Genomic DNA, 26,997 nt, shown 5'->3' with positions numbered 1-26,997 from the left:
GCGCCCCGCGGCTTGTCCTGAGGCGAGCGGCTGCGGGTGTGACCTCCGCCGCCTGCCCGGACACCCGCGGAACCGCCGGAGACGGACGCCCGCGGCTTGTCCGGCCGCCCTGGCGGGCCGGGCCCGCCGAGGCTCAGGACCGCCGGAACTCAGGACCGCGGGCGCTGCTCGGCGATGGCCGCGAACGCCGTCACGTCCAGTGACTCGCCCCGGGCCGAGGGGTCCACGCCCGCCGCGCGCAGGGCGGCCTCGGCCGCGGGCGGCGAACCGGCCCACCCGGACAGGGCGGCGCGCAGGGTCTTGCGGCGCTGCGCGAAGGCGGCGTCGATCACCCGGAAGACCTCCTCGCGGCTCGCCGTGGTGACGGGCTGCGGGCGGCGGATGAGTTCGACCAGGCCGGAGTCGACGTTGGGTGCGGGCCAGAACACGTTGCGGCCGACCGATCCCGCGCGGCGGGCCCCGGCGTACCAGGCGACCTTGGCCGAGGGCACCCCGTAGACGCGGCCGCCCGGGGAGGCGGTGACGCGGTCGGCGACCTCCGCCTGCACCATGACCAGCACCCGCCGCAGGCTGGGCAGCAGCTCCAGCAGGTGCAGCAGGACCGGGACGGACACGTTGTAGGGCAGGTTGGCCACCAGCGCCGTGGGCTCGGGGCCGGGCAGCCCGGTCACGCGCATGGCGTCGCCGTGGACGACGGTGAGCCGGTCGGCGAGGTCGGGCGCGTGGTCGGCGACGGTGCCCGGCAGGGCCTCGGCCAGCGCCGGGTCGATCTCCACGGCGGTCACGTGGCGCACGTGCGGGAGGAGCGCCAGGGTGAGCGAGCCCAGGCCCGGGCCCACCTCGACGACGGTGTCCTCCTCGCTGACCCCTGCGACCCGCACGATGCGACGGACGGTGCCGTGGTCGATGACGAAGTTCTGGCCCAGGGTCTTGGTGGGCCGGATACCGAACCGCGCTGCCAGTGTCCGCACGTCGGCGGGGGTGAGCAGGCGGGAGCGGTCGTCGGGTGCGGGTGTCTGTGTCACCCCCACATCTTGCCAGCTCCCGCACGCCGTCCCGTTTGCGGCGGGTCTGTGCGGCGGATCCGCACGGTGTTCCGTGTGGTGTTCCGTGCGGTTCTCCGGTCGCCGTCCCGCGCCGGGTTCCGCTCAGTCGGCCTTTCCCAAGGTGTCGGTCTCCGGGGTACTGGACATGGCGGATTCGTCCTTTTCGGAAAGGTCGGTACGGTTTCCCGTGCTCTGTCCGGCACGGGTGCGCTCCGGTGCTCTGCCGCTGGCCGAGGGGTGACGGAATTTTTTCCGGAGCCCGAAAGCAGCTCTTCTCCCAGCGGGCATCGACACATTAACACCCCTAGTCGGAGCGCTTTTGTATCTGACCGAAAAAGGTGGAACGACTCACGGATCTCCGAACCCGCATTGCCCTTCCGCCCCCTTTCCCGTACTTCCGCTCCCCCTCCCCCGAGCCCCGCGGGGGCGCCGCCGTGGCGCGGCGGAAGCGGAGACTGCACAATGAACCGAGCGCCGTTCTGGTCGCGCGCGCTCCCCTCTACCGCCTTGGAGACCTCCCCATGGGACCCCTGAACGGAATCCGCGTCGTCGAGTTCACCGGGATCGGCCCTGCGCCGATGGCCGGGATGCTCCTCGCCGACCTGGGCGCCAGCGTCATCCGCCTCGACCGCCCCGCGGCCGCCGACGCGATGAACGCCGGCGCGGGCGGGCCCCACATGAGCGAGGGGCGCACCGTCCTCCCCGCGGACCTCAAGTCCGAGGAGGGGCTCGCGCTCGCCCGTGACCTGGTCTCCCGCGCCGACGTGCTCCTGGAGGGCTTCCGGCCGGGGGTCATGGAGCGCCTGGGCCTGGGCCCCGGGACCTGTCTGGAGACCAACCCGCGCCTGGTCTACGCGCGGGTCACCGGCTGGGGCCAGGACGGGCCGCTCGCCCGTACCGCCGGGCACGACATGAACTACATCTCCGTGAACGGGGCCCTGCACGCCATCGGGCGCGCGGGCGGACCGCCGGTCCCCCCGGTCAACCTCCTGGGCGACTTCGCCGGGGGCACCATGTTCGCGGTCACCGGCGTCCTCGGCGCGCTGGTCGAGCGCCAGTCCTCCGGCCGCGGCCAGGTCGTGGACGCCGCGATGGTGGACGGGAGCGCGCTGCTGATGTCGATGCTGCACGAGGACCGCGCGCGCGGCTCCTGGAGCGACGAGCGCGGCACCAACTACCTGGACACCGGTGCCCCCTGGTACGACGTCTACGAGTGCGCCGACGGCCGCTACGTGTCGGTCGGCTGCATCGAGCCCCAGTTCTACGCCGCGTTCCTGGAGGGCGTCGGCCTGGCCGGGGAGGACCTGCCCGACCAGTGGGACCGGGAGGGCTGGCCCCGGCTGCGCGAGCGGTTCGCCGAGGTCCTGCGCACCCGCACCCGCGACGCGTGGGGTGAGGTGTTCGGGGGCGCCGACGCCTGCGTGATGCCCGTCCTGTCCCTGGAGGAGGCCCCCGACCATCCGCACGTGCGCGCCCGCGGCTCGCTCGTGCGCGACGGCGACCGGATCCTGTCGGGCCCGGCGCCGCGCTTCGACCGCACCCCGGGCGGGGTCACCCGGGGCGCCGAACAGCCCGACACCGCGAAGACCCTCCGGCAGTGGGGCATCACCCCCTGACCGAAACCCCGTCCGCGCACCGCCCCTCCCCGGCCGAAGCGCTTGTGCGCACACCGTCACACGCCGCACCTTCCCACGCGCCGGACCCCGTGGATCCCCCTACGCGGCGCGGAGAATGGCTAGGGTGAGCGACCAGTCCGGCTGAGCGCGCGACGGGGGGGTCCGCCATGCCACGACGGCTCGTCACACCGGGGGCGCACTGGGGAGCGCGCCTGGGTGCCCTGCTGCTGTCCGCGGCGGTGCTGCTGTGCACCGCGTCCGCCGCGTCCGCCGCGGTTCCCGCCGAGACCGAGGCCCTGTCCGGTCCCGAGGGGCCGGCCGGGCAGCGCGAGGGACCCGTGGTGCTCGTGGGGGTGCCAGGCCTGCTGTGGCAGGACGTTACTCCCGAGACCACACCGACCCTGTGGGGAATGGCCGAGGAGGGCTCGATCGGCAACGTGTCGATCCGTACGGCCACCTCGCGCACCTGTCCCACCGACGGCTGGCTGTCGGTGTCGGCCGGGCAGCGCGCCCTGTCCATCCGGGAGCGCTTCACGGTGTGCGAGGCCGCCCCGGAGCCCGAGCGCACCGGCTCGGGGGCGGTCGTCCCGGGCTTCGACGCCTACGTCAGCCAGAACGCGAGGACCTTCTTCCGCGCGCCCGTGGGGCTGCTCGGGCAGACCGTGCACGAGGAGGGCGGGACCACTCTCGCCGTCGGCCACGGCGCCGCCCTGGGCGTGGCCGACGCCTCCGGGCGGGTGGACCACTACGTCGACGACGTGCGCGAACTGACCACCGACCGCCTGGAGGGGGTCTCCCTCGCCGCGGTCGAGCTGGCCGGGCTCACCCGTCTCTACCCCGACTACCCGGATCCGCCGATCACCGACGAGGAGGCCCGGGAGGCCGCGCAGGAACCGGTCGGCGAGGACGCCGACGAGGACGAGGAGGCGGACGGGGAGGCCGGGGGCCCGCCCGAGCCCAACCCCGACGACGTCCCCGAGTGGGAGCGCGACAAGGCGCTGGCCGCCATGGACGAGCGTCTGAGGACCCTGGAGCGCGTACTGCCGGTCGGCTCGTCGCTGATGGTGGTCGGCGTCTCCATGGACACCGGGCCCTCCCAGCTCACGGTGGCCGTGTCCGGGGAGGTCGCGGAGACGGGGTTCACCGGGGAGGGGGACTTCCTGGCCTCGGACTCGACCCGCCGGGCCGGACTGGTGGTGCTCACCGACACCACGCCGACCGTCCTGACCGCTCTGGGGATGCGGGCCACCGAGCCGACCAGCGGCCGGGCCTGGCACCTGGCCGACCGGCCGCCGCGGACCGACGAGGCGGTCGGGCGGCTGGTGGAGTTCAACACCGCCGCGGTGGTGGTGGGCGCCGCCGTCCCGGGCTTCTTCAGCGGTCTGGTCGCCTTCCAGCTGCTCATCTACGCGGCGGCGGCCTACGCGCTGCACCGCTACTCCAACCGGCAGCGCGGCAAACGCGCGCGCGTGCTGACGCTGACGCGGGCGGTGGCGCTGGCCGGGGCGGCCTTCCCGGTGGCCAGCTACCTGGCCAACCTCATCCCGTGGTGGGCCTCGTCCTCTCCGCTGATGTCGCTGCTGGTGTGCGTCCTGGCCGCGGACGCCCTGGTGGTGGCGCTGGCCATGGCGGGGCCGTGGCGGCGCACCGCCCTGGGCCCGATGACGGTGGTCGCGGGCGCGACCACGGCGGTGCTCTTCCTGGACCTGTGCTTCGGCGCCTACCTCCAGATGAACTCGCCCACGGGGTACTCGCCGATCGTGGCGGGCCGGTTCTACGGGGTCGGCAACATCGCGTTCGCGACGTTCGCGACCGGCATGCTGATGACGGTCGCGGGGATCTCCCACGAGCTGGTCTCGCGGGGCTGGCGCCGCTCCGCCGTGGCGGTGACCCTGGTCGTCGGGGCGGCGACGGTGCTGATCGTGGGCTGGCCGGGCCTGGGCACCGACTTCGGCGGAGTGATCGCGCTCATCCCCGGCCTGGCGGTGACGACGATGATGATCGCCGGGGTGCGCGTGACGGCGGTGCGCCTGGCCGTGGTGGCCCTGGTGACGGTGACGGCTATCTCGCTGATCTCGTGGCTGGACTACCTGCGCCCGCCGGAGGACCGCAGCCACCTCGGGGCGTTCGCCGCCCAGGTGGTCAGCGGCGAGGCGGGTGCGGTGGTGGCCCGCAAGCTGAGCGCGATGCTGGGGACCCTGGGCAACTGGCAGCTGACCCTGCTGGCGGCGTGCGCGCTGGTGTTCCTGTTCGTGATGCTGCACCGGCCGACCCACTGGCGGATCGGCGCGCTCCAGGTGGCCTACGAGTACGCGCCGACGCTGCGGGCGGGGCTGACCGGCTCCCTGGTGACCGCGCTGGTGGGCTTCGCGGTCAACGACTCGGGGGTGGCGATCCCGGCCATCGCGCTGACGGTGGTGGTACCGCTCACACTGTCGGCGTGCGTGTGGGCCCTCCAGCAGAGGGACGAGGACCAGACATCCGACCCCGAACCCGTCGAGAACGCCCAGTGCATGTGATGCACACCTCATAAAGCACACGGGGAGCAAAGGACGCGAGCACGACCTTGCGTCGCTCACGTCACGAATCGGCCACGGCGCTGTGGTAAAGTCCGTGGCTGGGCGGCTTCTCATGGGAGACACCCGGTGCTTCGCCGGGCGCAGAGCCGACCCGAACGACCGTCCGGAAGAGGCCAGGCACCGCCGTCCGACGGCCACCCCCGCCGCACCGGCGGGGAATGCCCGCCCCCGCGGGCTGGTTTGCACAGTTGCCGAGGGCGGGAGTGGCCCGAGGCAGCGACTCGGCGCCCACCGGCGCACCGTCCGTCTCCGCCGCCTCCATCGCAGGGCACGGACACGCAGGAACTTCCGGTCCGGGTCCGTACGTTTGCCCGATGACCCCGCTTCACGCGGACCTGTCCGGCAGACCCAGGCGAGAAGGGCGTTTCATCCCCGCTCGGGGGCATCACGCAAGGAACTTGATGAACCATCAGCTTGGCCACCGCGGTAACACGACCGACGCCCCGGTCGGCACGCGCTCGTGGAGCCGCGTGCGGCCCACCGCGCCGACCCGTCGGGCGAGGCCCGAATACGCCGGAGTCGCCATGCCCGACCTGAACATCTCCTCCACCCTGCACGACGCCGGACGGGTTCTGGCGTTGGACGGGGAGATCGACATGGCCACCGAGCACCGATTCCAGGAGGCGGTGACCGAGGCTCTGACCACGCAGCCCTTCGGCCGTGTGGTCCTGGACTGCGCCGACCTGCGGTTCATCGACTCCAGTGGTCTGCGCGTCCTGATCCGCGCGCACAAGGCGGCCAAGGAGCAGAAGGCGGTCCTGGCCATCGCCTCGCCCATCCACCGGGTGCTCCAGATCCTGCGGGTGACCTCGCTCGACACGCGCATCCCCGTCTTCACGACGGTCTCGGAGGCGCTCACGGCGCCGCGCGCGTAACACCCGTGCCGCCGGCACCGCCCGCCCCCGGACAACCTCCCGGGACACACGTTCGCAGCAGGCACGGTCACAGCAGACACGACCAGCAGACATGGTCACAGCACGCGCGAGGGGCGCGACCACCACGGTCGCGCCCCTTCGTCGTGTTCGGGTTCGCCGTGTTCGGGACGGCGGACACCCGGCCTAGAAGAGCAGCAGCCAGACGCCGAGGCCGGTCACCGCGGCGTTGACCAGGAAGAAGACCACGACCCACAGGGTTCCCGGAACGCCGGTGAGCCGGGCCAGCTGGTCGGCGTCGGAGTGCGGTGAGGGGTTGCGCCTGCGCTGGGCCTGGAGCTCGATCACCGGCCGCACGCCCGCGAAGAGCAGGAACCAGATGAACAGGTAGGCGAAGGCCGCCTGTACCTCCGACGGGGTGAACCAGCTGATCCCGAACACCACCGCGCCGGTCACCACGATCGACACCACGCCGTAGACGTTGCGGATCATCAGGAGCATGGCGGCGAGCACGACGATGCTCAGCCACAGCAGGGCGGTGACGCGGTCCGACATGAGCATGAGGATGCCGAGCAGGCCGATGACCGACGAGGCGACGTAGCCCGCGAAGACGGTCAGGACCATGCCGACACCGGTCGGCTTTCCCCGGGAGACGGTGACCCCGGAGGTGTCCGAGTGCAGGCGGATCCCGGTGAGCTGGCGGCCGCTGAGCAGGGCGACCAGGGCGTGTCCGCCCTCGTGGGCGATGGTGACGACGTTGCGCCCGATCCGCCAGGGCGGGCCGAGCAGTACGGCCGCCAGGGCCAGCACCGCCGCGGTGACGACGATCCACCGCTCCGGTTCGGGCTGGACCGACAGCACTTCCTGCCAGACGTCGCCCAAGGTTGTTCCCACGTGTGCCCCCGACTCTGGTTCGACCCGATCGTGCACGGGCCCACCGGTGCGCGCCGCGGTTGCCGGGAGACGCGTGGAACAGGGGCCCTTGCCGAACTTTAGGGCATGTGGGGACGTTCCGTGTTCTGTCGTGGAATCCGAGCGTTCCCCGAGATCAATGTGACTTCCCCGCACCGATGAACTGGCCAAACGAGGGTCGCCAGCCTACATTCATCACTGGCAGTGATTTTCTGGCTACTCAAAGCAAGGATTATTGTGAAGCGTATCGCTGGACTCGCCCTTATGGCCCTGACCGCCGGTGCCGTCATCGGCGCCTCCTCCCCCGCTGTCGCGGACGAGGACCACAACGGCTACCACGGTTGGCACCACGACAACGGTGACAACGGGCACGACCACGGCGACAAGGGTGACGACCGCAACGACCGCGGCGACCGCGACGGCCGCAAGGGCGACGACCGCAACGGCCACGACGACCGCGACGGCCGCAAGGGCGACGACCGCAACGACCGCGGCGACCGCGACGGCCGCAAGGGCGACGACCGCAACGGCCACGACGACCGCGACGGCCGCAAGGGCGACGACCGCAACGGCCACGACGACCGCGACGGCCGCAAGGGCGACGACCGCGACGGCCGCAACGGCCACGACGGACGCGGCAACGGACACGACCACGGTTACGAGGACGACGACAACGGCGACGACCGCGACCGCGACGGCCGCAAGGGCGACGACGAGGGCGACGACCGGCGCAAGGGCGACCACGAGGGCCACGACCGCAAGAAGGGCGACGACCACGACCACGGGCACGACCACGGCGACAAGGACGACGACGAGGACAAGGACCACAAGGACGGCTACTACGAGGACGACGAGGACGACGAGGACGAGGACCACGACCGGCGCTAGCCGCCCCGTCCGGGTCCGCGCGACCGGTTGAGCCCGACGCACCCGCGCAGGAGCGGGCGCGCGGCGCCGACGCGGCGGATCCGTTCTCCTCAGCGCAGCGCCGCCCGCGGCCCCCGACCCGCGGGCGGCGCCCGCCGTGTCAGCGTCCGACCGTGCGGCGGTCAGTCCTCCCGCGACTCCGCCGCGGCCTTGAGCCGCACCAGGGTCTGCTCGATGCTCCGCGCGTTCCTGGCGGGCATCCCCATGAGGACGTAGAAGGCCGGAAGACCTTTGGAGTAGTCGAAGGTCTCCGTGACCCGGGTGCCCCCCTCCTCCAGTTCCTCCAGCTCGTAGCGCCAGCGGTGCGGGCCGAAGTGCCGCCAGGCGATGAGGCGGTCCTCCTCGTACTCCACCACCCGGTTGGTGATCCGGTAGCCGACGCCGAACATCCTCATGTCCATGCCGAACTCGCTGCCCCGCTCCAGCCGCTCCGGACCGAAGAGGCTGGTGAGCACGGTGTCCGAGCCGTCGAACTCGGCGTGCCGCTCCGGCGCAGCGATGATGTCGAAGATCTGCTTGGCGGGGGCGTCGACCACGACGCTCCGCGTAACCCTGTGTTTGGCCATGACCGCATCATGGCAGCGCCACGCGGACCGGCCCCGGGGACCCCGCCGGATCCGGGTTCAGGCCCGGACGGCGTGCCGCTCCACCGCCGCCAGCCCTCCGCCCTCCGCGGTGACGTGCACCACCCAGAAGGAGCCCTTGCGCAGCCCCAGCTGCTGGGAGAACGGCGCGTCCAGCCGTGTGAGCGCCTCGGCCATCAGCTGCGGGACGAGTTCGCCGTGCGTGCACACGACGGTCGGCCTCCCCTCCGCCAGGACGCGCGCGAACGCCTCGCGGGCCTCCTCCACGCCGTACGGGGAGCCGCCGGAGGGCGTGTGGACCGTGAACGCGCGTTCGGTGCGCGTCGGCACGTCGTACTCCACCGTGTAGGGCAGCAGAGACTCGGTGCACCGCGCCGCCGCCGAGGTCACCACCCGGGGCCGCCCGTAGGCGCTCAGCACCCGGGGCAGGGCCAGGGCGTCGGCGCGCCCGGTCCCGTCCAGGGGCCGCAGGATGTCGTCGTCGGTCCAGGCTCCCTTGTCCCCCGCCGACAGGTGCCGCAGCAGGATGACGGGGAAGGTGGCCGCGGGTCCGGCCAGGAAGTTGTCGACCACCCGCACGTCGTGGTCGTAGGTGAGCCGGTCGCGGGCCGTGTCCACCGGCACCCACTCGACCAGGTCCACCTCCTCGTTGGGCGGGTAGTCGATCCCCGCCGCGGGATCGGCGGTGGTGGCCGCCCACCACTCCACCTGCTTGGGCCAGCCGTCCTTGAGGTAGCGCTGCGGGGGGAGCCTGCGGCCCAGCACGGGGGTCAGGCCGGTCTCCTCGACCACCTCGCGGACCGCGCCGGTCACGGGGTGCTCACGGCTCTTGAGCTTGCCCTTGGGCAGGGACCAGTCGCCCCGGTCGGGTCTGCGGACGAGGACGATCTCGGTGCCGCCCGGGCCATCGCGCCACAGCAGGGCGCCCGCCGCGCGGATGGGTTCGAGGTAACCGCCGACCGCCGTCTCGCGCAGGGGTCCGGCCCCGTGCGCGCCCTCGACCGATCCCTCCACGTCGCCCCCGTTCGTTATGGTGCTCAACAGCCCTCCACCACGCGCAGGTGGCGGTCGCCGCGCAGGCTGTCCTGGAGGTCGGTGAGCGGGCGCCCGTCGCCGTCGCGGGTGAACCGGGTCCACGTCCCGTCGGGTTCGAGCCGCCAGGACGAGGTGCCGTCGTCCATCGCCAGGTCCATGAGCCGCACCAGCCTGCGGCACTGCTCGGTGTCGGCCACGCGCACCAGGGCCTCGACCCGGCGGTCGAGGTTGCGGGGCATCAGGTCGGCGCTGCCGATCCACACCTGGGGCCGCCAGCCGTTGGCGAAGACGAAGATGCGGGAGTGCTCCAGGAAGCGGCCCAGGATGCTGCGCACCCGGATGTTGTCGGAAAGGCCGGGCACCCCGGCGCGCAGGACGCAGCTTCCGCGCACCCACAGGTCCACGCTCACCCCGGCCTGGGAGGCCCGGTACAGGGCGTCGATGATCTCCAGGTCGACCAGGGAGTTGACCTTGATCCGGATGCGGGCGGGCTCGCCCTTGAGGCTGTTGTCGATCTCGACGGCGATCTGTTCGAGGAGGCTCTCGCGCAGGGCGGCGGGCGCCACGAGCAGGCGCTGGTAGTGCTTCTTGCGGGAGAAGCCGGTGAGGCTGTTGAACAGGTCGCTGACGTCCTCGCCCACCTCGGGGTCGGCGCTGAACAGACCGAGGTCCTCGTACATGCGGGCGGTGCTCGGGTTGTAGTTTCCGGTGCCCACGTGGCAGTAGCGGCGCAGCAGCCCGTCGTCGTCGCGGCGGACGACCATGGACAGCTTGCAGTGGGTCTTGAGGCCGACGACGCCGTAGACGACGTGGCAGCCCGCCTGTTCGAGCTTGCGGGCCCACTGGATGTTGTTCTGCTCGTCGAAGCGGGCCTTGATCTCGACCAGGACCACGACCTCCTTGCCCTCGCGGGCGGCCTCGATGAGGGACTCCACGATGGGCGAGTCGCCGCTGGTGCGGTACAGGGTCTGCTTGATCGCCACGACCTCGGGGTCGGTGGCGGCCAGGGCCAGGAAGCGCTCGGTGGTGGTGGCGAAGGACTCGTAGGGGTGGTGGACGAGGATCTCGCGCTCGCGGACGGCGGCGAAGAGGTCGCCTGAGGTCAGGGCGCGCGGCTCGACGGGGACCATGGGCGGGTAGCGCAGCTCGGGGCGGTCGGTGTCGGCGATCTGGGACAGTCCGGCGAGGTTGAGCGGGCCGGGGACCCGGTAGATCTCCTCCTCCTCGGCGCCCAGCTCCTCGGTGAGTATGGCCAGGGCCTCGTCGCTGATGTCGTGTTCGACCTCCAGGCGCACGAGCGGGCCGAAGCGGCGGCGCAGCAGCTCGTTCTCCAGGGAGGTGACGAGGTCGTCGGTCTCGTCCTCGTCGACCTCCAGGTCGGCGTTGCGGGTGACCCGGAAGGCGTTGTGCTCCAGGATCTGCATGCCCTCGAAGAGCTGGGGCAGGTGGGCGGCGACGATGTCCTCGACGGGGACGAACCGGCCGCCCTCGCGGTCGCCCAGCTCGATGAAGCGGGGCAGGGAGCTGGGGATCTTCACCCGGGCGAACATGCGGCGCCCGTCGTGCGGGTCGCGGACGGCGACCGCGAGGTTGAGCGAGCGGCCGGAGATGTAGGGGAAGGGGTGCGCGGAGTCGACCGCGAAGGGCGTCACCAGCGGGTAGACGGATCGCTGGAAGTAGCCGCGCAGGTTCTCGCGCTCGACGGTCTCCAGTTCGCTCCAGCGCACGACGCGGATGCCGACCTCGCGCAGGGCGGGCGCGACGCTGTCGTGGAAGCAGGCGGCCTGACGGAGCATGAGCTCGCGGGTGAACCGGGAGACGCGCCCGAGCAGCACGCGGGGGTGGTGCCCGCTGGAGGAGGCGACGGCCAGGCCGGTGGCCAGGCGGCGTTTGAGCCCGGCGACGCGCACCATGAAGAACTCGTCCAGGTTGTTGGAGAAGATCGCCAGGAACCGCGCGCGTTCCAGGAGGGGGACGTCCTCGTCCTCGGCGAGTTCGAGCACGCGCTGGTTGAAGCGGAGCCACCCCTCCTCCCTGTCCATGAACCTGTCGGCGGGAAGCTCGGGCGTACCGGCGGCGGGCCCCTCGGGTGTTGGCGCTGTTTCCGTGCTCACAGTGGGCAGACTCCCCCTTTTCCATGACCGCAAGGTGACAACCCCGTGAGGGGAAAATGACCGCGACACGACCGGTGTGGACCCCCTATGGCCCTATGCCCGTTCCTGCCGTGGTTTTCTCCTCCTGACCGCCGGTTTTACCGTTCGTCCGCTGGGCGGGTCCGGTCACATGACACCGGTCTGGAGGTCGGGGGGCATGAGCATCAGGAACATGCCGACACGCATCACCACCTGGATCCACGTGTTGCGGAAGCACGTCCACAGGTAGCCGTAGAGGAGGCTGGCCGTGGCGTAGGTGAGCAGGGCCAGGCCGGTGTTGTACACCAGGTCGGTCCCCGGCAGCTGGGACACCGCGTCGTAGGGCTGGATGAGGGCGTAGGTGAGGGCGAAGACCACCGAGGTGGCGACGATGCCTCCCCAGCGGCCCATGAGGATCTCCAGGCGGGTCTGCACCATCCCCCGGAAGAAGATCTCCTCGCACACCGCCATGACGGTGAACGCGAGCACGTAGCCCAGCAGATGGAGGGAGGGTCCCGGCAGCCCCAGGCGCGGGATGAGCAGGTAGCCGATCAGGACCAGCGCGATGGCGATCGGGACCATCCCGAGCCAGCGCCAGGGCTCGGACACCTTCAGGGCGACCGCGGGCATGGCGGTGCCCTTGCCGTCCAGGGTGATGCCGGAGCGGTCCATGACCAGCAGCGGCAGGGTGAACAGGAACAGCAGGCGCGAGACCAGCGCCTCGGACATGGCCAGGTCGGCGCCGAACACCGACTCGTAGGTGGCGAAGAGCATCGACAGCAGCGCCATGGACACCACGAAGCCGGTGAGGAACAACCCCAGCCAGCCCAGCTCGCGGACGATGGGGTGGCCGTCCATCGCCTGGACGACGCGGCGGTCCAGCTGCTCGCGGGCGCCGAAACCCCTGACCAGGGCCCAGGCCAGGATCCCGCCGATCAGCATCGGGGACCAGGAGACCAGGAAGAGGACCAGGGAGTCGTCGAGGACGTCGGAGCGCAGCACGGGGTGGAAGAGCATCGGCGCCGCGACGAGCAGCAGGGCGACCAGCACCCCCCAGACGAGCCCCCATCTTCGCACCATGGTCACAAGAGTCCCCCCTGTCTCAGAACTCTCATTCTGCCCAAGGGGAAACTAAAAGCTACTTAATGACTACGGTATGTCGTCACTCGCCTCAACATGTCCCGTCACACCGAGGGGCCGCTCCCGGAGGAGCGGCCCCGGCGGCACGCGGGCACGGGAGGCCCCTCAGAAACCGTTGTCCAGGACCGAGCGGAGGAAGGACTTGGTCCGCTCCTCCTTCGGGTCGCCGAAGATCTGCTCCGGCGTACCCTCCTCGGCGATCTGTCCCTGGTCGAACATGAGTACCCGGTGCGAGACGTCGCGCGCGAAGCCCATCTCGTGCGTCACGCACAGCATCGTGATGTCCGTGGTCTCGGCGACCTCGCGCAGCACGTCCAGGACCCCGGCCACCAGCTCCGGGTCCAGGGCCGAGGTGACCTCGTCCAGGAGCAGGATCTCCGGCTGCATGGCCAGCGCGCGGGCGATCGCCACGCGCTGCTGCTGGCCGCCGGAGAGCTGGGTCGGGTGGGCGTCGATCTTGTCGCCGAGCCCGACCAGCTCCAGCAGTTCCTCGGCCCTGGCGTTGGCCTCGCCCTTGGGGGTGCCCAGCACGTGCACGGGCGCCTCGGTGATGTTCTGCCGGACGGTCATGTTCGGGAACAGGTTGAACTGCTGGAACACCATGCCGATGCGCTTGCGGCGCGCGCGCAGGTAGGACTCGCTCGCCCGGGTCAGCCCCTGGCCCTTGCGCATGTGGCTGAAGGGCTCGCCGCCCACCCAGATGACGCCCTCGGTGACCTTCTCCAGGGTCATCAGCAGGCGCAGGATGGTGGTCTTGCCCGAACCGCTCGGACCGATGAGGGTGACCCGCTCGCCGGGGGCGACGGAGAAGTTCAGGTGGTCGAGCACCGTGAGGTCGCCGAAGCGCTTCACCACGTCGTCGAAGACGATCAGGGACTGGTCCTGGGGTCCGTTGCCGACACCCTGGGGTTCTTCGTTCACGGTGGTGTCAGACGGCGGCATAGCGTCGCTCCAGTCGTCGGATGAGGATGGCGGACGGGACGCTCACGAGGAGGAACAGGATCCCGACCAGGGTGTAGGCCTCGACGATGCGGAAGTCCGCGCTGCCGACCTGCTGGGCCTCGGTCAGCAGCTCGGGCACACTGATCGCCAGCAGCAGCGGCGTGTCCTTGAACATCGCGATGAGGTAGTTGCCCAGCGCCGGGATGGTCTTGCGGATCGCCTGCGGCAGCACGATGGCGCCCCAGGTGCGGCTGGTGGGCAGGCTCAGCGCCCGGGCCGCCTCCCACTGCCCCTTGGCCACGCCCTCGATGCCCGAGCGGTAGACCTCGGCGGTGTAGGCCGCGTAGTGCACGCCGATCACGACGACGCCCACGGTCATCGCGGAGATGTTGGCCGGGGTCAGGAGGAAGACGAACACCAGCTGGATGATCAGCGGGGTCGTCCGGATGAACTCCATGACCGCGTGCAGGACGGAGCCGAAGATCGGCGTCCGGCGGGCGATGGCGATCGCCAGGCCCAGGACCAGCGCGATCAGGTAGCCCAGGACGGTGATCTGGACGGTCACCCACAGGCCGCCCAGCAGGTCGGGCATGACCTCGAAGGTCCACTCGAAGTCCCAGAACATCACTTGGCCACCCCCGCCTTCGCGTCGACGGCCGGGGGACGCAGGAGGGACATCAGGCCTCCGCCGCCCGGCGCGGCGCGGCCCAGCTTGCGGTTGGCGCGGCGTTCGAGCAGTCGCATGCCGAGGATGAGCACCTGCGCGATCAGGTAGTAGAGGACGAAGGCGCCGATGAAGGCGACCACCGTCTCACCCGTGGCCTGGCGCATGTTCTGCGCCACGGCCGTCAGGTCGGCCACACCGATGAGGTAGGACACCGCGGTGGCCTTCATCAGCTCGATGTTGAGGTTGCCGAACGTGGGCAGCATCTGGGCCCAGGCCTGGGGCAGCACGACCAGGCGCGTCCGCTGGAACCAGGAGAGGTTCAGCGCGACGGTGGCCTCGACCTGCGGCTTGGGCACGGCGTTGATGGACGAGCGCACGACCTCGGCCCCGTAGGCCCCCAGGTTGAGGCCCACGGCGAGGATCGCGGCGAAGTTGTCGGCCAGCTGGTAACCGGTCAGCTGGGGCAGGGCGAACGCCATCCAGAACATCAGCACCAGGGCGGCGATCCCCCGGAACACCTCCACGTAGACCGTGGCGACGGCCCGGGGGAGCCAGTGCCGGATCGTCCCCATGATCCCGAAGACCATGGCGAGGACGAAGGCCAGTGCGATGCCCCCGAGGGTGAGCTGGATGGTGACCCATGCGCCCTCTGCGTAGAGCGGCAGTCGCTGGATCAGGAAGTCCACTGCGGGTTCATCCCTCGCAGAGTTCGGCGGTGGTCGTGTCGTCGGGCAGGTCGGCCTCGGTGAAGCCCCACTCCTCGCCCAGCTCCAGGAGGCGTCCGCTCTCCTTGAACTCGGCGATCACCCGGTTGACCTCCTCCAGGAGCTGGGTGTCCTGCTGGCGGAAGCACAGCCCGCCCCAGCCCTTCTCCTCCTGGCCGTCGATCTCGGGGAAGAACGCCTCGGTGACCTCGAACGGGCCGCCACGGTCCTGGAGCAGGTAGGTGTGGGACACGCTCAGCATGGACATCGCGTCGACGCGCCCGGCCTCCAGCAGCTCGTAGCCGGCGGTCTGGTTGGGGATGAGCTTCATCTGGTCCTCGGGAACCTCGAAGTACTCGGCGTAGGTCTGCTCGACCGAGCCGTTGAGGACCGCGAGCACGAGGTCGGGGTTGTCGGCGAAGTCCGTGAAGTGCTGGATGCCGTGCGGGTTGCCCTCCGCGACCATGAAGGCCTCGGGGGAGGTCGCGGTGGGCTCGCTGAAGGCGACCTGGCCGCAGCGCTCGGGGGTGATGAACACTCCGGCGGCGATGACGTCGAAGCGGTTCGCGTTCAGGCCGGGGATCAGCCCGTCCCAGTTCACGGAGGAGGCCTGGATCTCGGGGACGCCCAGCTCCTCGAAGACGGCCTTGGCCACGGCGGGGGACTGTCCGGCCGGGTTGCCGGAGTCGTCGACGAAGCCGAAGGGGATCTCGTTGGCGAGGCCGACGGCCACGAAGCCCTGTTCGCGCAGCCGGTCCAGGGTCGAGGTGCCCTCCTCCCCCTCTCCGCCGCCTCCGCCGTCGACGCGGCTGCACGCGGCCAGGCCGAGGGTGGCCAGCCCCACGCCTCCCAGTCGGAGTGCGTCACGGCGGCCCCAGGCTCCTCTGCGTACTGCGGGTACCTGCTTCTTCACGACTGCTCCTCGAAAGACTCACGGGGGGCGGCGCTCTCGCCTGGCTGGACGACAGTGCCGCGCATTCGGATCGGGATGCCTGGTGTGGGCGGTCCGCGGCGCCGGGGCCGCGGCTGCGGCCACCGCCCGGGGGCAGGGCGCGGCGGCATAAGTACGGGGGTCTCCCTCCCCGGACAGAACCGGCAGTAACAGGACCCGTTTAGTCCGTTATGCACTGGTTATGCACGTGCAGTCTCGGAGTGACCCGGCCTTTGGCCTGCTCAGGGCGGGTCACCTGGCGCTCGTGACCCTGGGTCCGAACCCCCGTCACCCTGGGGCGCCATCCGCGCGACACCGCGCGGACGCCCCGGCGTCGCCCCGGTGCCCCCGTCTCCCGACACGAACGGGCGGGGGCCGATCGGCCCCCGCCCGCGTGGTCTGACAGTCCTGGGACGGTCCTCAGACGTCTTCCTCGACGACGAGGGGGTAGACGCCGTTCTCGTCGTGCACCTCACGTCCGGTGACGGGCGGGTTGAACACGCACAGCACGCGGAAGTCCGTCTTCGGGCGGACGGTGTGCTTCTCGTGGCCGTTGAGCAGGTAGAGGGTGCCCGGGGTGATGGTGTGCTTCTCCCCGGTCTCCTCGTTGGTCAGCTCGGCCTCGCCCTCGATGCAGTGCACGAGCTCGACGTGGTTGGCGTACCAGAAGGTCGACTCGGTGCCCGCGTACAGGACGGTCTCGTGGAAGGAGAAGCCGACCTTGTCCTTGGCCAGGACGATCCGACGGCTGCGCCAGTTCTCCGTCTTGATGTCGGCGTCGGTGTCGTTGACCTCGTCCATGCTGCGAACGATCACTGTGTCCCCCTCTACGCGCTCTGAGCGCTTCCTGTGGTGATGCGACACGGGGGCGGGGCCGGGCGACGTCCCGAGGGTCGCCGCCCGGCCCCGTACCCACGTGGGTGTGGAGTCCCCTGGCCGGAGAGCTCCTAGGCGGGCTGAGCCGCCTTGACCGCGGCACGGGCCGCGTCAGCCATGATGTCAAGACCGGCGGTGAGTTCCTCCTCGCTCGCCGTGAGCGGCGGCAGGAGCTTGGCCACCTCGTCCTCGGGACCGGAGGTCTCCAGGAGCAGGCCCCGGTCGAAGGACTCGGCGGCGACCCTCTTGGCGATGTCGGTCTGCTCGAAGGCCAGGCCCCGGGCCATGCCGCGGCCGCGCACGTGCGCGCCGAACTCGGCGTGCTCGGCGGCCATCTCGGCCAGGCGGGCGGCGACCATGTCGCCCTTGGCCTTGACGGAGTCGGCGAAGGCCGAGTCGCTCCAGTAGCGGCGCAGGGCCTCGCTGGCGGTCACCATGGCCGGGTTGAACCCGCGGAAGGTGCCGTTGTGCTCGCCCGGCTCCCACACGTCCAGCTCGCGCTTGAACAGGGTGAGGGCCATGGGCAGGCCGTAACCGCTGATGGACTTGGACAGCGTGACGATGTCCGGGGTGATCCCGGCCTCCTCGAAGCTGAAGAAGTCGCCGGTGCGGCCGCAGCCCATCTGGATGTCGTCGACGATCATGAGGATGTCGTACTCGCGGCACAGCTCCGAGAGCTCGCGCAGCCACTGGGCGCTGGCGGCGTTGATGCCGCCCTCGCCCTGGACCGTCTCGACGATGACGGCGGCGGGCTTGTCCAGGCCGCTGCCGCTGTCGTCCAGCAGGCTGCGCAGCCACAGGAAGTCCGGCGTCTTGCCGTCCAGGTAGTTGTCGAACGGCATCGTGGCGACGTGGCCCAGCGGCACGCCCGCGCCGCCGCGCTTCATCGAGTTGCCGGTGACGGCCAGGGCGCCCAGGGTCATGCCGTGGAAGCCGTTGGTGAAGTTGACGATGGTCTCGCGACCGGTGTACTTGCGGGCCAGCTTGAGCGCGGCCTCGACCGCGTTGTTGCCCGCGGGCCCGGGGAACTGGACCTTGTAGTCCAGGCCCCGGGGTTTGAGGATGATCTCCTCGAAGGTTTTCAGGAACTCGCGTTTGGCCACGCTGTAGGCGTCGAGGCTGTGCACGATCTTGTCGTCGGTCAGGTACTCGATGAGCGAGGTCTTCAACTCGGGGTTGTTGTGCCCGTAGTTGAGCGACCCCGCTCCCGCGAAGAAGTCGAGGTAGGGCTTGCCGTCCTCGGAGTAGACGTGGCTACCGACGGCCCGGTCGAACACGACCGGCCAGTTCCGGCAGTATCCGCGGACTTCGGACTCCAGGCGCTGGAAGGTCTCCATCGTGTGTTCCTCGGTTCCTTTATCCCAGGTTCGTGGGCTCATGGCTTGGGCGACGGGGTGGGTCGGGCGGGTCCGGTGCGGACGATCGGTCATGCTCCGGGCCCGGCTCCGAGGGGTCCGATGCGTACGAGGTCCTCGGGGTCGTGCGGGGTGTCCCCCTGCGGGAAGTGTTCCCCGGTGAAGAGCGGACTCCACACGGCCTCGGCGCCCCGGTCCCGGGCGAACGAGGCGAACAGGGCGCGGGAGGCGGTGTTGTCGGCGGTGACGGTCGCTTCGAGGTAGCGCAGGCCGCTGTCCGTGATCCGGTCGCCGACGAAGTCGAGCATCCGGCGGGCCAGCCCCTGTCCGCGGTACGCGGAGTCGACGGCGACCTGCCAGAGGAAGTACGTGTCGGAGCTGTCGGGCCGCACGTAGCCGGTGACGTAGGCCGCGACACGGCCCTCGTCGTCGCGGGCGACGACGCTGGTCGTGGCGAAGTCCCGGCACCAGAGCGCGTAGGCGTACGGGGAGTTGACGTCCATGCCGTTCTCCCGCGCCAGTCGCCACATGTGCGGTCCGTCCTCCGGGGACGGGTGCGACAGGCGCACGCCTCCACGGCCCGCGGCGCCTGGGGCTTCCGAGGCCGTGGCCCCGGTGTCAGTCCGGTCGCGTGCTTGGAGGTTCGTTCGTAGATGTGGCACGTCGATCGAACTTAGCGAACGAATGTCAATGACATTTCGTGGAGGCCGCTCGCGGATGTTTGGGCAGACCGCTCACGGGTAGGGCCTGTTTATTTAGCAGCGCCCCGAAGCTCTGACCAGGACGTTCGGGGGATCTCCGGGAGCCGACGGGACACGCGCTCACGCCCTGCCCAACAGGGGATTCGACGCTGCGGCCGTGCGGGCCGCACACGGGGCGCCGCCGGGGAGGGCAGCCGTTCGCGCCCGGGGGGCCGACAGCCGTCAGGGTCAAACATAGATCCTCGCAGAGCAATATTAAGCGTGCGTTAAGTCACACCGATTCGGTGGAAAGCTCGCGACATAACGCCACTTTGGGCTCCCGGCTCGCGCCACACGGTACGCCGCAAGGGGCCCGGGGCACACGCGCAACGCCGACACGCGGGAGGCCGCGGCCCTTTGACGCGGCCGTGCGGGGGCAGTGGGAGGGGTGGCGCACCCGTGCGCCGCCGCGCCCGGACCCGCCCCCCCGGACGCGGCGGTGGAACGCGGCGGACCCGCACCCGGGGACGTCCTTGAGATTTCCGGTTTTTTCACGCAGACTCCGTGTAGTACTACATTGAGTCGTACTACAATGGGTCGCATCGCCGCGCCGCAGTTCCCGGGTCGATCACCCGTGGGCGGTGGGGCGGAGAAGCCCCCTGACCCGGCCGTGGAAGCACGGCACGGGGCCAGGGACCACCAGCCACGGATCGGAGGCGCCCGTGAACCGCCTGTACCACGAGAGCGAGGACTGGGTCCAGCAGGGCAACTGCCGCTCTCAGGACCCGGAGATCTTCTTTCCGGTGAGCAGCACCGGGATCGGGCGCGCCGACACCGAGCAGGCCATCGCCGTCTGCCGCAGCTGTACTGTTCGCCAGGAGTGCCTGCGGTGGGCCCTGCGGGCGGGAGAGGCTCACGGAGTCTGGGGTGGGACCACCCCCGAGGAGCGCCGCTACATGCGTCGCGAACTCGTCCCGGCCGGTCGTCACTGACGAGGGCGACGGGGGCCGCCGGAGGGCGTCAGCCCACCCGGCGGCCCAGCCCCCCGGCCCCCACCAACCCGCCTTCGCCCCACCCGCCGCCCGAGCGGCCGCGCCCCGCGCCGGTCCGCCCGGGCCGCGCGACCGCCGCTCCCCGGGATCTTGCGACCCTCCGGGGCACGGCCTAGGTTCTTTCTCGTGCGACCCGCTCACGGCACGCTCCGCCTCCTGCGCACGGCCCTCCTCGCCGCTGCGTGCACGGGGCTTGCCTGGGGCGGGCACAACCTGTGGGCCGCGGCGCCCGCCTCCCTCGGGGGACTGGCCGCGGCGACCGCGGTCCTGTTCCCCCTGCTGTGGTACTTCACCCGCACGATGCGCGGGTTCGGCGACATCTTCGCCGTCATGGCCTGCGTGCAGATCCTCCTGCACCTGGTGTTCCAGGGTTCGGGCGAACCCGCCCCCGGCGTCCTCGGCGCAGGCGCCGGCCACGCCGGACACGGCCTGCTCACCCACGTCCTCGGCCTCGCGCCCGGCATGCTGTTCGCGCACCTGTGGGCGGCCCTGCTGGCGTCGGCGCTGCTCGCCCACGGCGAGGCGGCCCTGTGGTTCCTGACCGCCCTGCTCATCCGGGCGCTGCCGCCGCTGCGCGTGCCCGGCCTCGCGTTCGGCGCCCGTGTACCGGTCACGGGCTCCGCCTCCCGGACCGCTCCCCCGCCCGTCGCGCTCTCGGCGCACGGCCCGCGCGGGCCTCCCCTCTCCGGGGCGTCCCCTCGCGACGCCCCCGCGCGCACGCCGGAACGTACCGAACGCTGAGAGAAGATGACCACCATGACCCGCAGCACCCGCACCCCCGCCGCCGCTGAGCCCTCCCGCGCGCTCCCGCGCGCGGCCGCCGCCGTGCTGGCCCCCCTCGCCGCGGCCGCCCTGGCCCTGGCCCCCTCGCCCGCGCTGGCGCACGACGTCCTGACCGGGTCCAACCCCGAGGACGGGGCCACCCTGGACACCGTGCCCGAGGAGGTCGTGCTGAGCTTCAACAACGCCCCGATGGAGGGCGGCAGCGGCAGCGCCGTCGTCGTCACGGGGCCGGACGAGGAGACCACCTACGAGGAGGGGGACCTGGCCTTCGACGGCACGGACGTGTCGGTGGGCCTGGCCCCGCTGGACCAGGCCGGCGAGTACACCATCGGGTTCCGCGTGGTCTCCTCCGACGGCCACCCGATCCAGGACACCCTGACGTTCTCGGTGACCGAGGAGGCCGTCGCCGCGGCGGCCCCGGAGCCCGAGGAGAGCGGGACCCCGCAGGAGCCCGCCGGGGAGACGGCACAGGAGCAGGCGCAGGAGCCCGCCGACGAGGTGGACGCGGACGAGGCCGCGGACGAGGAGGAGTCGGGCGGCGTGTCGCCGGTGGCGCTGGCGGTCGTGGCCGTCGTCGCGGTCGCCGGTATCGCCGCGGTCGTTCTCGTGGCCGTGCGCATGCGCAGGCGCCCGGGCGGGGACGCCGGGCGGAAGTAAGTACCGGCGAGACGGCCGAGGGCCCGTACGCGCCTCCCCAGCGGGGGAGGGCGTGCGGGCCCTCGTCGTGTTCCGGCGTGCGGTCCGCCCGCCCGGTGACGGGGAGGTCGGGCGCGGGAGGCGTCGGCGGTGTCCGCTCGCGCGGGGGCCGGGGCCGTGCGTCGGGGGATGCTGGCGGATGGGGGGTTCAGGAGTCGGTGGGCGGGCCCGGGCCGACCCGGTCGGGGGACGGGAGCCGACCGCCGGGGCCGACTCGGTCGGGACGGGTCAGACGCGGCGTGCCAGCAGGATGCTGATGTTGTCCTTGCCGCCCGCCTCCATGGCGGCCTGCCACAGGGCGTACACGGCGGCCTCGTCGCTGCCCGCTTCGGCGATCATCCGCTCCATCTCCTCGGGCAGGACCAGGTCGGACAGACCGTCGCTGCACATGAGCCAGGCGCTGGGGTCGGCCGCCTCGTCCCGGCCCACGTGCGGGACCATCGTGCCGCCCGAACTGCCGCCCAGGGACTGGGTGATGAAGTTCGTGGTGACCGGGCGGCCGTCCTCGGACGGGGGCAGCGCGGGCGAGTCGTCCTCCGAGAGCTGGCGCAGGCGGCGCCCCTCCAGGCGGTAGGTGCGGGAGTCGCCCACGTTGAACCAGAAGTTGCCGTCGTTGTTGAGCAGGACGCCCGCGACCGTGGTCCCCATGCCGGAGAACTCGGTGTGCTGGGTGGCGTGGTCCTTGATCTCCTCGTCGATGTTGCTCAGCAGCTGGGCGATCTCCTCGGGGCCGTTGAGACGCGGCCCCATCTCGGCCATGCGGTGCACGGCGTGCTCGGAGGCGATCTCCCCCGCGGCCTGACCGCCGATCCCGTCGGCGACCGCCAGGATGACGGGCTCCCCGACCGGGAGGACGCAGCGCACCGGCGAGGTCATGTTCGCACTGGCGACGGTCAGGGCACCCATGACGACGGCGTCCTCGTTGGCGGGGCGGATAGCGCCCCGGTGCGTGAGGGCCGTGACAATGACTTCCCCACCAGCGACACCCATACGCCCTTCCTCCCGTTTCATCGGCCGTGGCCGGTTGCCCGGCGCCCCGCGCCGGGCCTTGGTCGAGTCCCGTTCAACGTCTGGATTCTGTCACCGTACCGAGCCACCGCCGGAGTGGGTCAAAATCCGCGTACATCATGGCGGAAAACACCCGGATACGCAGTTCCCGCCCCGGTTCCCGCCGCCAGAAGTGTCGTGCCGGGCGATCCGCGGTGCGCACCGCGCGCTCACGGTGTTCCGGTCTGACAGTAGCGGCGGTACCGCCGCCCCGACAGAGGCCACCCACGGGTACCGCGAAACCGCAGACCAACGGGGAGAACTCCGAGGTTATGGACAGCACCGAAACCCCGGAGGTATGGGTGTCGGATCGACGTCACGTTGTCGAGACGTGAACCGTCTGGCAGAATGGGCCCCGTTGGGTGTCTAAGACGCAGACACACACGACCAGCCCCGTGCGGCATCATCCTGTCACGCACGGTGGCCCCAGTCCTCCCCGACCGGTCGTTTGGTGTGATCTCCGTGCGTCTTCCCTTCTTTCTTCCTCTTCTTCCTCCGCTCAGCGGCAGCCGTAAGCGCCACGCGCCTACGGCTCCTCGTGCTGCCGGGAGGCCTCCACCGGCGCGGCGCCCGGCACCGTGTGCCGCCCTCCCCTGACCGCGCCCCCTCCCCCGCAGCCTCCTTCCGCCGGACCCGGCCCCACGGCCCGAGGACCGGCACGACGGCCCCAGCCCCGCCCGTGAGGACTCCGATCCCCGCTCCGGAGTCGCCTCGGGCGCACCTACGACGGACACCGACGAGACCGTGTCCAAGGAGTTCAGCCCAGTGAAGATCGCCATGGTCGCCGAACACGCCAACCCCCTCCCCGCGCACAGGGGAGAACCCGCCTGCCCCGCGAGCCTGCACGTGTGCGCCCTGTCCCGGCAGCTCGCCAAGCGGGGGCACCGGGTGACGGTCTACGCCCGCCGCAGCGACCCCGACCAGCCCGACGGACGCACCCGCATGGCGCGCGGCGTCTCCGTCGCCTACCTGGACGCCGGTCCGGCCCGGCCGCTGTCCGCCGAGGAGCACGCCGAGCACACCGGCGCCTTCGGCAGCGCCCTCGCCTCCGTCCTGGACGAGGACCACCCCGACGTCCTGCACGCGATCGGCTGGACCAGCGGTCTGGCCGCCCTGCACGCCCAGGCGCACAGCGAGAGCGACCAGAGCGGCACGCCCATCGTGCAGACCTTCCACTCCCTCAACGCCAGCGAGCAGCGCTCCGGCCTCGACCACCACCCCGAGCGCGCCCGCATGGAGACCATCCTCGCCTCGCGCGCCGACCGCGTGCTGGTCAACTCCACCGACCAGCAGGTCGAGCTGGCCCGCCTCGGCGTCCCCCGCCACCACGTCAACGTCGTGCCCTTCGGTGTGGACCCCGACCACTTCAGCGTGGAGGGCAGCGCCTCCGCCGAGCACTGGCACTCCCGGCGCGAGGAGCGCGCCCGCCTGGTCTCGGTCACCTCCCTGACCGAGGCCGGCGGCGCCGACCGGCTCGTGGAGGCCATGACCCGCCTCCCCGAGGCCGAGCTGCTGCTCGTCTCCACCGCCGAGGACCTGGACGTGGCCCTCGACGAGAACGCCCGCCGGATCGAGCTCCTGGCCAAGGAGGCCGGGGTGGACGACCGCGTCCACCTGGCCGGGCCCGTGGAGCGCAAGGAGCTGCCCCGCCTGCTGCGCTCCGCGGACGTGTACGTGTCCGCCGCCTCCTACGACCCCTACGGCGGGGCCGTGCTGGAGGCCATGGCGTGCGGCCTGCCCGTGGTGGCCACCGCCACCGGCGCCACCCCGGGGGCCGTCCTGCACCGCACCAGCGGCGTGCTGATGCGCTTCGGCCGCCCCGACGAGGTCGCGCGCTCCGTGCGCGCCGTCCTCAGCACCCCGACCATGAGCACCGCGTACGGCATCGCCGCCGTGGACCGGGCCCGCTCCCGGTTCACCTGGCAGCGGATCGCCGTCGAGACGGAGCTCGCCTACGAGCGCTCCCGTCCGCAGCAGACGGAACAGGACCGCGCCGACGAGGACGAGACGGACGGTCTGCTACTGTCCGGGACCGCGCACTGAGCCGTGCCCGTCCCGACAGCGTGCCCGTCCGACCGGTCCTCCGGGGTTTCCTCAGAGGGGTCGGAACGGGTACACAGACAGTGGCGCCCGGCGGCCGGACGGCCGGCTCCGGGCGCGGACGCCACGTACCGATGACCTTCGAACACCAGGGACTGCTCTTCCGCCGCGGGCAGCGGTTCCACGAGGTGGCCCGGCAGCGGTTGCGCTCAGCCGTACGCGAAAACGCCCACGCGGTGCTCGCTGTCTCCGGTGACCGCGCCGTCGCGCTCACCCGGGCGCTGTCGGCCTCCGAACGCGAGCGCGTGCACGTCCTGGAGCGGAACCGGTTCTACGACGCCCCGGGACGCACCCTGGCCGCCCTGCACCGCCTGGCGCTCGTCCACGCCCCCGTGCCGGTGGTCGTGGTGGCCGAGCCCCCGCTGCCGGTCTCGGGGATGGAGCTGCGCGAGTGGCACCGGCTGGAGTCGGTGCTGTCCACGGCGCTGGCCCCGCAGCGGCTGAGTCTGCTGTGCGTCCACGACGACCGCGACCTGACCCCGCGGACGCGGTCCGCGGTCCTGGCCACCCACCCGGTGCTGGTGGAGCCCGACGGGCCCCGGCCCAACCCCGCCTACCTGGGCACGGCGGCCTTCGGCGCCCGACCGGTCGCCCCGGAGCCGCTGCCGGTCAGCGGGCCCGTGCACCGGCTGGAGATCGGGCTGTCCCTGCCGCGGCTGCGCGGTGACCTGACGGCGCTCGGAGAGGCCGTGGGGTTCCCGCCCGAGCGGATCGACAGCCTGGTGGTGGCGGTGAACGAGCTGGCCGCCAACGTGCTGGAGCACGGCGCGGGCAAGGGCACCGTGCAGGTCTGGCGCGCCCCGGGGCGGTGGGTGTGCGACGTGTTCGACGAGCGCGGCGGGCTCTTCGACCCGCTCACCGGCTACCGTCCGGCCGACAGCATGCGCCCGCGCGGGTACGGGCTGTGGATCACCCGGCAGACCTGCGACTTCCTGGAGATCAGCGGCAGCGGCGAGGGGTCCCTGGTACGGCTGCACTTCGTGGACGGGGCCGGGGAGTCCGGAGCCGTCCGGAAGGCCGGGACACGGGCCCCGCTCAGCCCCTGAGGGAGTCCGCCGCGGTGTCGGTGCTGGCCACGATCGGGATGACCTGGTCGATTCCGGCTATCACGAACAGGCGGTTGACCTGCGGCTGGGGCTCGGCGACCACCAGTCCCACACCCAGGTCGCGGGCCTGCCGGTAGGCGGAGACGAGCACGCCGATGCAGCGCGAGTCGCAGAAGGACACCTTGGCGAGGTCGACCACCACGCCCCGGGGCGGCTCGGCGGCCAGGAGGCCGTCGAGGACCTCGGCCAGCGCGGGAGAGGTCACCGCGTCCATCTCCCCCGCGGGGGTGACGACGACGACGCCATCCTCGCGACGGATCGAGATGTCTGACGTCACGGTCACTTCTCCTTCTTGTTCCGGGACGGCCCCGAGCCCTCATCATGGCGCTTTTCGATCACGCTCGGGACTCATCGCCCGGTGTTGCCCGCCCGTTCACCTTCGGTCGGGGCGCACCCGGGGCTGGGGGCCGGTGTTCTCCGCCACGAGGTCGCGGGCCACGTCCACCACCCGTTTGCGGTTGCGCTGGGCGACCTCGCGCAGCGCGGTGAAGGCGGTGTCGGCGTCGCAGCCGCGGGCGTGCATGATGATGCCCTTGGCCTGGTCGATCACCGTACGCGCGGACATGGCCCGGCGCATGTGGGCGGTCTCCCTGGCCACGTCGGCCTGGCGTCCGGCGCTGTACAGCGACACCGCGGCGTGCTCGGCGAGCAGGGCGGTCAGCGGGGCGACGACCTCCTCCTCGAAGGCGTCGGCGCGGCCGGAGTGCACCCCGAAGGTGATCACCCGGTCGTCGCCCTCGCCGGGCAGCAGGCTGGGCAGGGTGATGGAGGAGCGGTCCCCGCACTGGACCGCCATGCTGGTGTAGCGGGGCCAGCGGTGGGGTTCGCGCAGGATGTCGCCCACCCGCACCTGGCCCATCTCGCGGACGGCCTCGACGGTGGGCCCCTGGTCGGTGGTGTACTGGTGCTCGAAGGCCGCGGACAGGTCGGCGTGGGAGGCGCCGTAGTCGGTGACGACGTGCCGCACGGAGCCGTCGGCCCCCTCGACCTCGCGCCAGACCACGACGAGCGCGGCCGAGCAGCCGGGGACGCCCAGGGCCGCGGCCCTGCTCATCTGGTCCAGGGCCCGTTCCAGGGTGGTGCTGTCCGCCTGTCCCAGCGCGCCGATGTCCCGGGCCAGGCGTTCGATCCACACAGTCGGGGCCTCCTTCCGTTGCCGGGCTCGGACTAACCGTAACCTTGGGAGACCGCGGGAGCGGACATCCGCTAGCTTCG

General features: G+C 71.7%; 25 protein-coding genes. 9 read left to right on the top strand and 16 right to left on the bottom strand.

Features of this window, described 5'->3' with window-relative positions; all coding sequences use genetic code 11:
• Positions 1 to 149 precede the first annotated feature (149 nt).
• Positions 150 to 1,031, bottom strand: coding sequence for a 16S rRNA (adenine(1518)-N(6)/adenine(1519)-N(6))-dimethyltransferase RsmA (rsmA, locus tag FYW99_RS02865; RefSeq protein ID WP_150249754.1), 882 nt, complete (start codon positions 1,029 to 1,031; stop codon positions 150 to 152).
• A 536-nt stretch (positions 1,032 to 1,567) separates the two neighbouring features.
• Between rsmA and FYW99_RS02860 the strand changes: the two genes are divergently transcribed.
• The 3 genes from FYW99_RS02860 to FYW99_RS02850 all read left to right on the top strand — a co-directional run bounded on the left by FYW99_RS02860 (position 1,568) and on the right by FYW99_RS02850 (position 6,116).
• Positions 1,568 to 2,662: a CaiB/BaiF CoA transferase family protein gene (locus FYW99_RS02860; RefSeq protein WP_150249751.1), complete on the top strand. Its 1,095-nt coding sequence runs from the start codon at positions 1,568 to 1,570 to the stop codon at positions 2,660 to 2,662.
• Between the two features lie 167 nt (positions 2,663 to 2,829).
• Positions 2,830 to 5,181 carry a hypothetical protein gene (locus FYW99_RS02855; protein WP_150249749.1) on the top strand — a complete coding sequence of 784 codons (2,352 nt, stop codon included), beginning with the start codon at positions 2,830 to 2,832 and terminating at the stop codon, positions 5,179 to 5,181.
• A gap of 584 nt (positions 5,182 to 5,765) precedes the next feature.
• A complete protein-coding gene (locus tag FYW99_RS02850; RefSeq protein ID WP_150249914.1) occupies positions 5,766 to 6,116 on the top strand; it encodes an STAS domain-containing protein in 351 nt (116 codons plus the stop codon).
• A gap of 183 nt (positions 6,117 to 6,299) precedes the next feature.
• Here FYW99_RS02850 and FYW99_RS02845 read toward each other — a convergent pair whose 3' ends face one another.
• Positions 6,300 to 6,995: a M50 family metallopeptidase gene (locus tag FYW99_RS02845; RefSeq protein ID WP_150249747.1), complete on the bottom strand. Its 696-nt coding sequence runs from the start codon at positions 6,993 to 6,995 to the stop codon at positions 6,300 to 6,302.
• A 267-nt stretch (positions 6,996 to 7,262) separates the two neighbouring features.
• Between FYW99_RS02845 and FYW99_RS02840 the strand changes: the two genes are divergently transcribed.
• Entirely contained in the window at positions 7,263 to 7,913 is a 651-nt protein-coding gene (locus tag FYW99_RS02840) for a hypothetical protein (protein WP_223838655.1), read from the top strand.
• 161 nt (positions 7,914 to 8,074) lie between these two features.
• On the opposite strand, the gene FYW99_RS02835 is transcribed toward FYW99_RS02840, so the two are convergent.
• The 11 genes from FYW99_RS02835 to ectA form a co-directional block, all read right to left on the bottom strand.
• Complete coding sequence (locus tag FYW99_RS02835) at positions 8,075 to 8,518, bottom strand: SRPBCC family protein (protein WP_150249744.1); 444 nt, start codon at positions 8,516 to 8,518, stop codon at positions 8,075 to 8,077.
• Between the two features lie 57 nt (positions 8,519 to 8,575).
• The gene (locus tag FYW99_RS02830) at positions 8,576 to 9,577 is read right to left on the bottom strand and encodes an NUDIX hydrolase (RefSeq protein ID WP_150249741.1); all 1,002 of its coding nucleotides are present in this window, start codon (positions 9,575 to 9,577) and stop codon (positions 8,576 to 8,578) included.
• On the bottom strand, positions 9,574 to 11,685 hold the full coding sequence (locus tag FYW99_RS02825) for an RNA degradosome polyphosphate kinase (protein ID WP_150249737.1): 2,112 nt from the start codon (positions 11,683 to 11,685) through the stop codon (positions 9,574 to 9,576). The genes FYW99_RS02830 and FYW99_RS02825 overlap by 4 nt, the downstream gene beginning before the upstream one ends.
• Positions 11,686 to 11,850: 165 nt before the next feature.
• On the bottom strand, positions 11,851 to 12,783 hold the full coding sequence (locus FYW99_RS02820) for a CPBP family intramembrane glutamic endopeptidase (RefSeq protein WP_190394520.1): 933 nt from the start codon (positions 12,781 to 12,783) through the stop codon (positions 11,851 to 11,853).
• Between the two features lie 165 nt (positions 12,784 to 12,948).
• The gene (gene ehuA / locus FYW99_RS02815; protein WP_150249733.1) at positions 12,949 to 13,785 is read right to left on the bottom strand and encodes an ectoine/hydroxyectoine ABC transporter ATP-binding protein EhuA; all 837 of its coding nucleotides are present in this window, start codon (positions 13,783 to 13,785) and stop codon (positions 12,949 to 12,951) included.
• Positions 13,772 to 14,410: an ectoine/hydroxyectoine ABC transporter permease subunit EhuD gene (gene ehuD, locus FYW99_RS02810; protein ID WP_150249730.1), complete on the bottom strand. Its 639-nt coding sequence runs from the start codon at positions 14,408 to 14,410 to the stop codon at positions 13,772 to 13,774. The genes ehuA and ehuD overlap by 14 nt, the downstream gene beginning before the upstream one ends.
• On the bottom strand, positions 14,410 to 15,138 hold the full coding sequence (gene ehuC, locus FYW99_RS02805) for an ectoine/hydroxyectoine ABC transporter permease subunit EhuC (RefSeq protein ID WP_150249728.1): 729 nt from the start codon (positions 15,136 to 15,138) through the stop codon (positions 14,410 to 14,412). The genes ehuD and ehuC overlap by 1 nt, the downstream gene beginning before the upstream one ends.
• A gap of 7 nt (positions 15,139 to 15,145) precedes the next feature.
• On the bottom strand, positions 15,146 to 16,000 hold the full coding sequence (gene ehuB, locus FYW99_RS02800) for an ectoine/hydroxyectoine ABC transporter substrate-binding protein EhuB (protein ID WP_150249905.1): 855 nt from the start codon (positions 15,998 to 16,000) through the stop codon (positions 15,146 to 15,148).
• 507 nt (positions 16,001 to 16,507) lie between these two features.
• Positions 16,508 to 16,903 carry an ectoine synthase gene (locus FYW99_RS02795; RefSeq protein ID WP_150249725.1) on the bottom strand — a complete coding sequence of 132 codons (396 nt, stop codon included), beginning with the start codon at positions 16,901 to 16,903 and terminating at the stop codon, positions 16,508 to 16,510.
• A 131-nt stretch (positions 16,904 to 17,034) separates the two neighbouring features.
• Positions 17,035 to 18,300 (bottom strand): diaminobutyrate--2-oxoglutarate transaminase, encoded by a 1,266-nt coding sequence (ectB, locus tag FYW99_RS02790; RefSeq protein WP_061081879.1) that lies wholly within the window; start codon positions 18,298 to 18,300, stop codon positions 17,035 to 17,037.
• Between the two features lie 89 nt (positions 18,301 to 18,389).
• Positions 18,390 to 18,887, bottom strand: coding sequence for a diaminobutyrate acetyltransferase (gene ectA / locus FYW99_RS02785; protein ID WP_150249723.1), 498 nt, complete (start codon positions 18,885 to 18,887; stop codon positions 18,390 to 18,392).
• Between the two features lie 833 nt (positions 18,888 to 19,720).
• Between ectA and FYW99_RS02780 the strand changes: the two genes are divergently transcribed.
• The 3 genes from FYW99_RS02780 to FYW99_RS32120 all read left to right on the top strand — a co-directional run bounded on the left by FYW99_RS02780 (position 19,721) and on the right by FYW99_RS32120 (position 21,490).
• Positions 19,721 to 19,990, top strand: coding sequence for a WhiB family transcriptional regulator (locus FYW99_RS02780; protein ID WP_017567881.1), 270 nt, complete (start codon positions 19,721 to 19,723; stop codon positions 19,988 to 19,990).
• Positions 19,991 to 20,176: 186 nt separating this feature from the next.
• The gene (locus FYW99_RS32125; protein WP_223838653.1) at positions 20,177 to 20,791 is read left to right on the top strand and encodes a copper resistance protein; all 615 of its coding nucleotides are present in this window, start codon (positions 20,177 to 20,179) and stop codon (positions 20,789 to 20,791) included.
• Between the two features lie 15 nt (positions 20,792 to 20,806).
• Entirely contained in the window at positions 20,807 to 21,490 is a 684-nt protein-coding gene (locus FYW99_RS32120) for a copper resistance CopC family protein (RefSeq protein WP_223838651.1), read from the top strand.
• Positions 21,491 to 21,757: 267 nt separating this feature from the next.
• Here the strand turns inward: FYW99_RS32120 and FYW99_RS02770 are convergent, their stop codons facing one another.
• Complete coding sequence (locus FYW99_RS02770; RefSeq protein ID WP_150249720.1) at positions 21,758 to 22,519, bottom strand: PP2C family protein-serine/threonine phosphatase; 762 nt, start codon at positions 22,517 to 22,519, stop codon at positions 21,758 to 21,760.
• Between the two features lie 822 nt (positions 22,520 to 23,341).
• On the opposite strand from FYW99_RS02770, the gene FYW99_RS02765 reads away from it, so the two are divergent.
• Together FYW99_RS02765 and FYW99_RS02760 are read left to right on the top strand one after the other, a co-directional pair.
• Complete coding sequence (locus tag FYW99_RS02765; RefSeq protein ID WP_150249717.1) at positions 23,342 to 24,619, top strand: glycosyltransferase; 1,278 nt, start codon at positions 23,342 to 23,344, stop codon at positions 24,617 to 24,619.
• A gap of 131 nt (positions 24,620 to 24,750) precedes the next feature.
• Entirely contained in the window at positions 24,751 to 25,722 is a 972-nt protein-coding gene (locus tag FYW99_RS02760; RefSeq protein WP_150249714.1) for an anti-sigma factor RsbA family regulatory protein, read from the top strand.
• On the opposite strand, the gene FYW99_RS02755 is transcribed toward FYW99_RS02760, so the two are convergent.
• Entirely contained in the window at positions 25,712 to 26,059 is a 348-nt protein-coding gene (locus tag FYW99_RS02755; RefSeq protein WP_150249712.1) for an STAS domain-containing protein, read from the bottom strand. The genes FYW99_RS02760 and FYW99_RS02755 overlap by 11 nt on opposite strands.
• A 96-nt stretch (positions 26,060 to 26,155) precedes the next feature.
• The gene (locus FYW99_RS02750; RefSeq protein WP_150249709.1) at positions 26,156 to 26,917 is read right to left on the bottom strand and encodes an ANTAR domain-containing response regulator; all 762 of its coding nucleotides are present in this window, start codon (positions 26,915 to 26,917) and stop codon (positions 26,156 to 26,158) included.
• Positions 26,918 to 26,997: the final 80 nt, after the last annotated feature.

The sequence above is a fragment of the Nocardiopsis deserti genome, from assembly GCF_008638355.1.
GTDB lineage: Bacteria > Actinomycetota > Actinomycetes > Streptosporangiales > Streptosporangiaceae > Nocardiopsis > Nocardiopsis alborubida.
The sequence above is the reverse complement of the archived record's forward strand: the minus strand, read 5'-3'. Positions and strand labels throughout refer to the sequence as shown.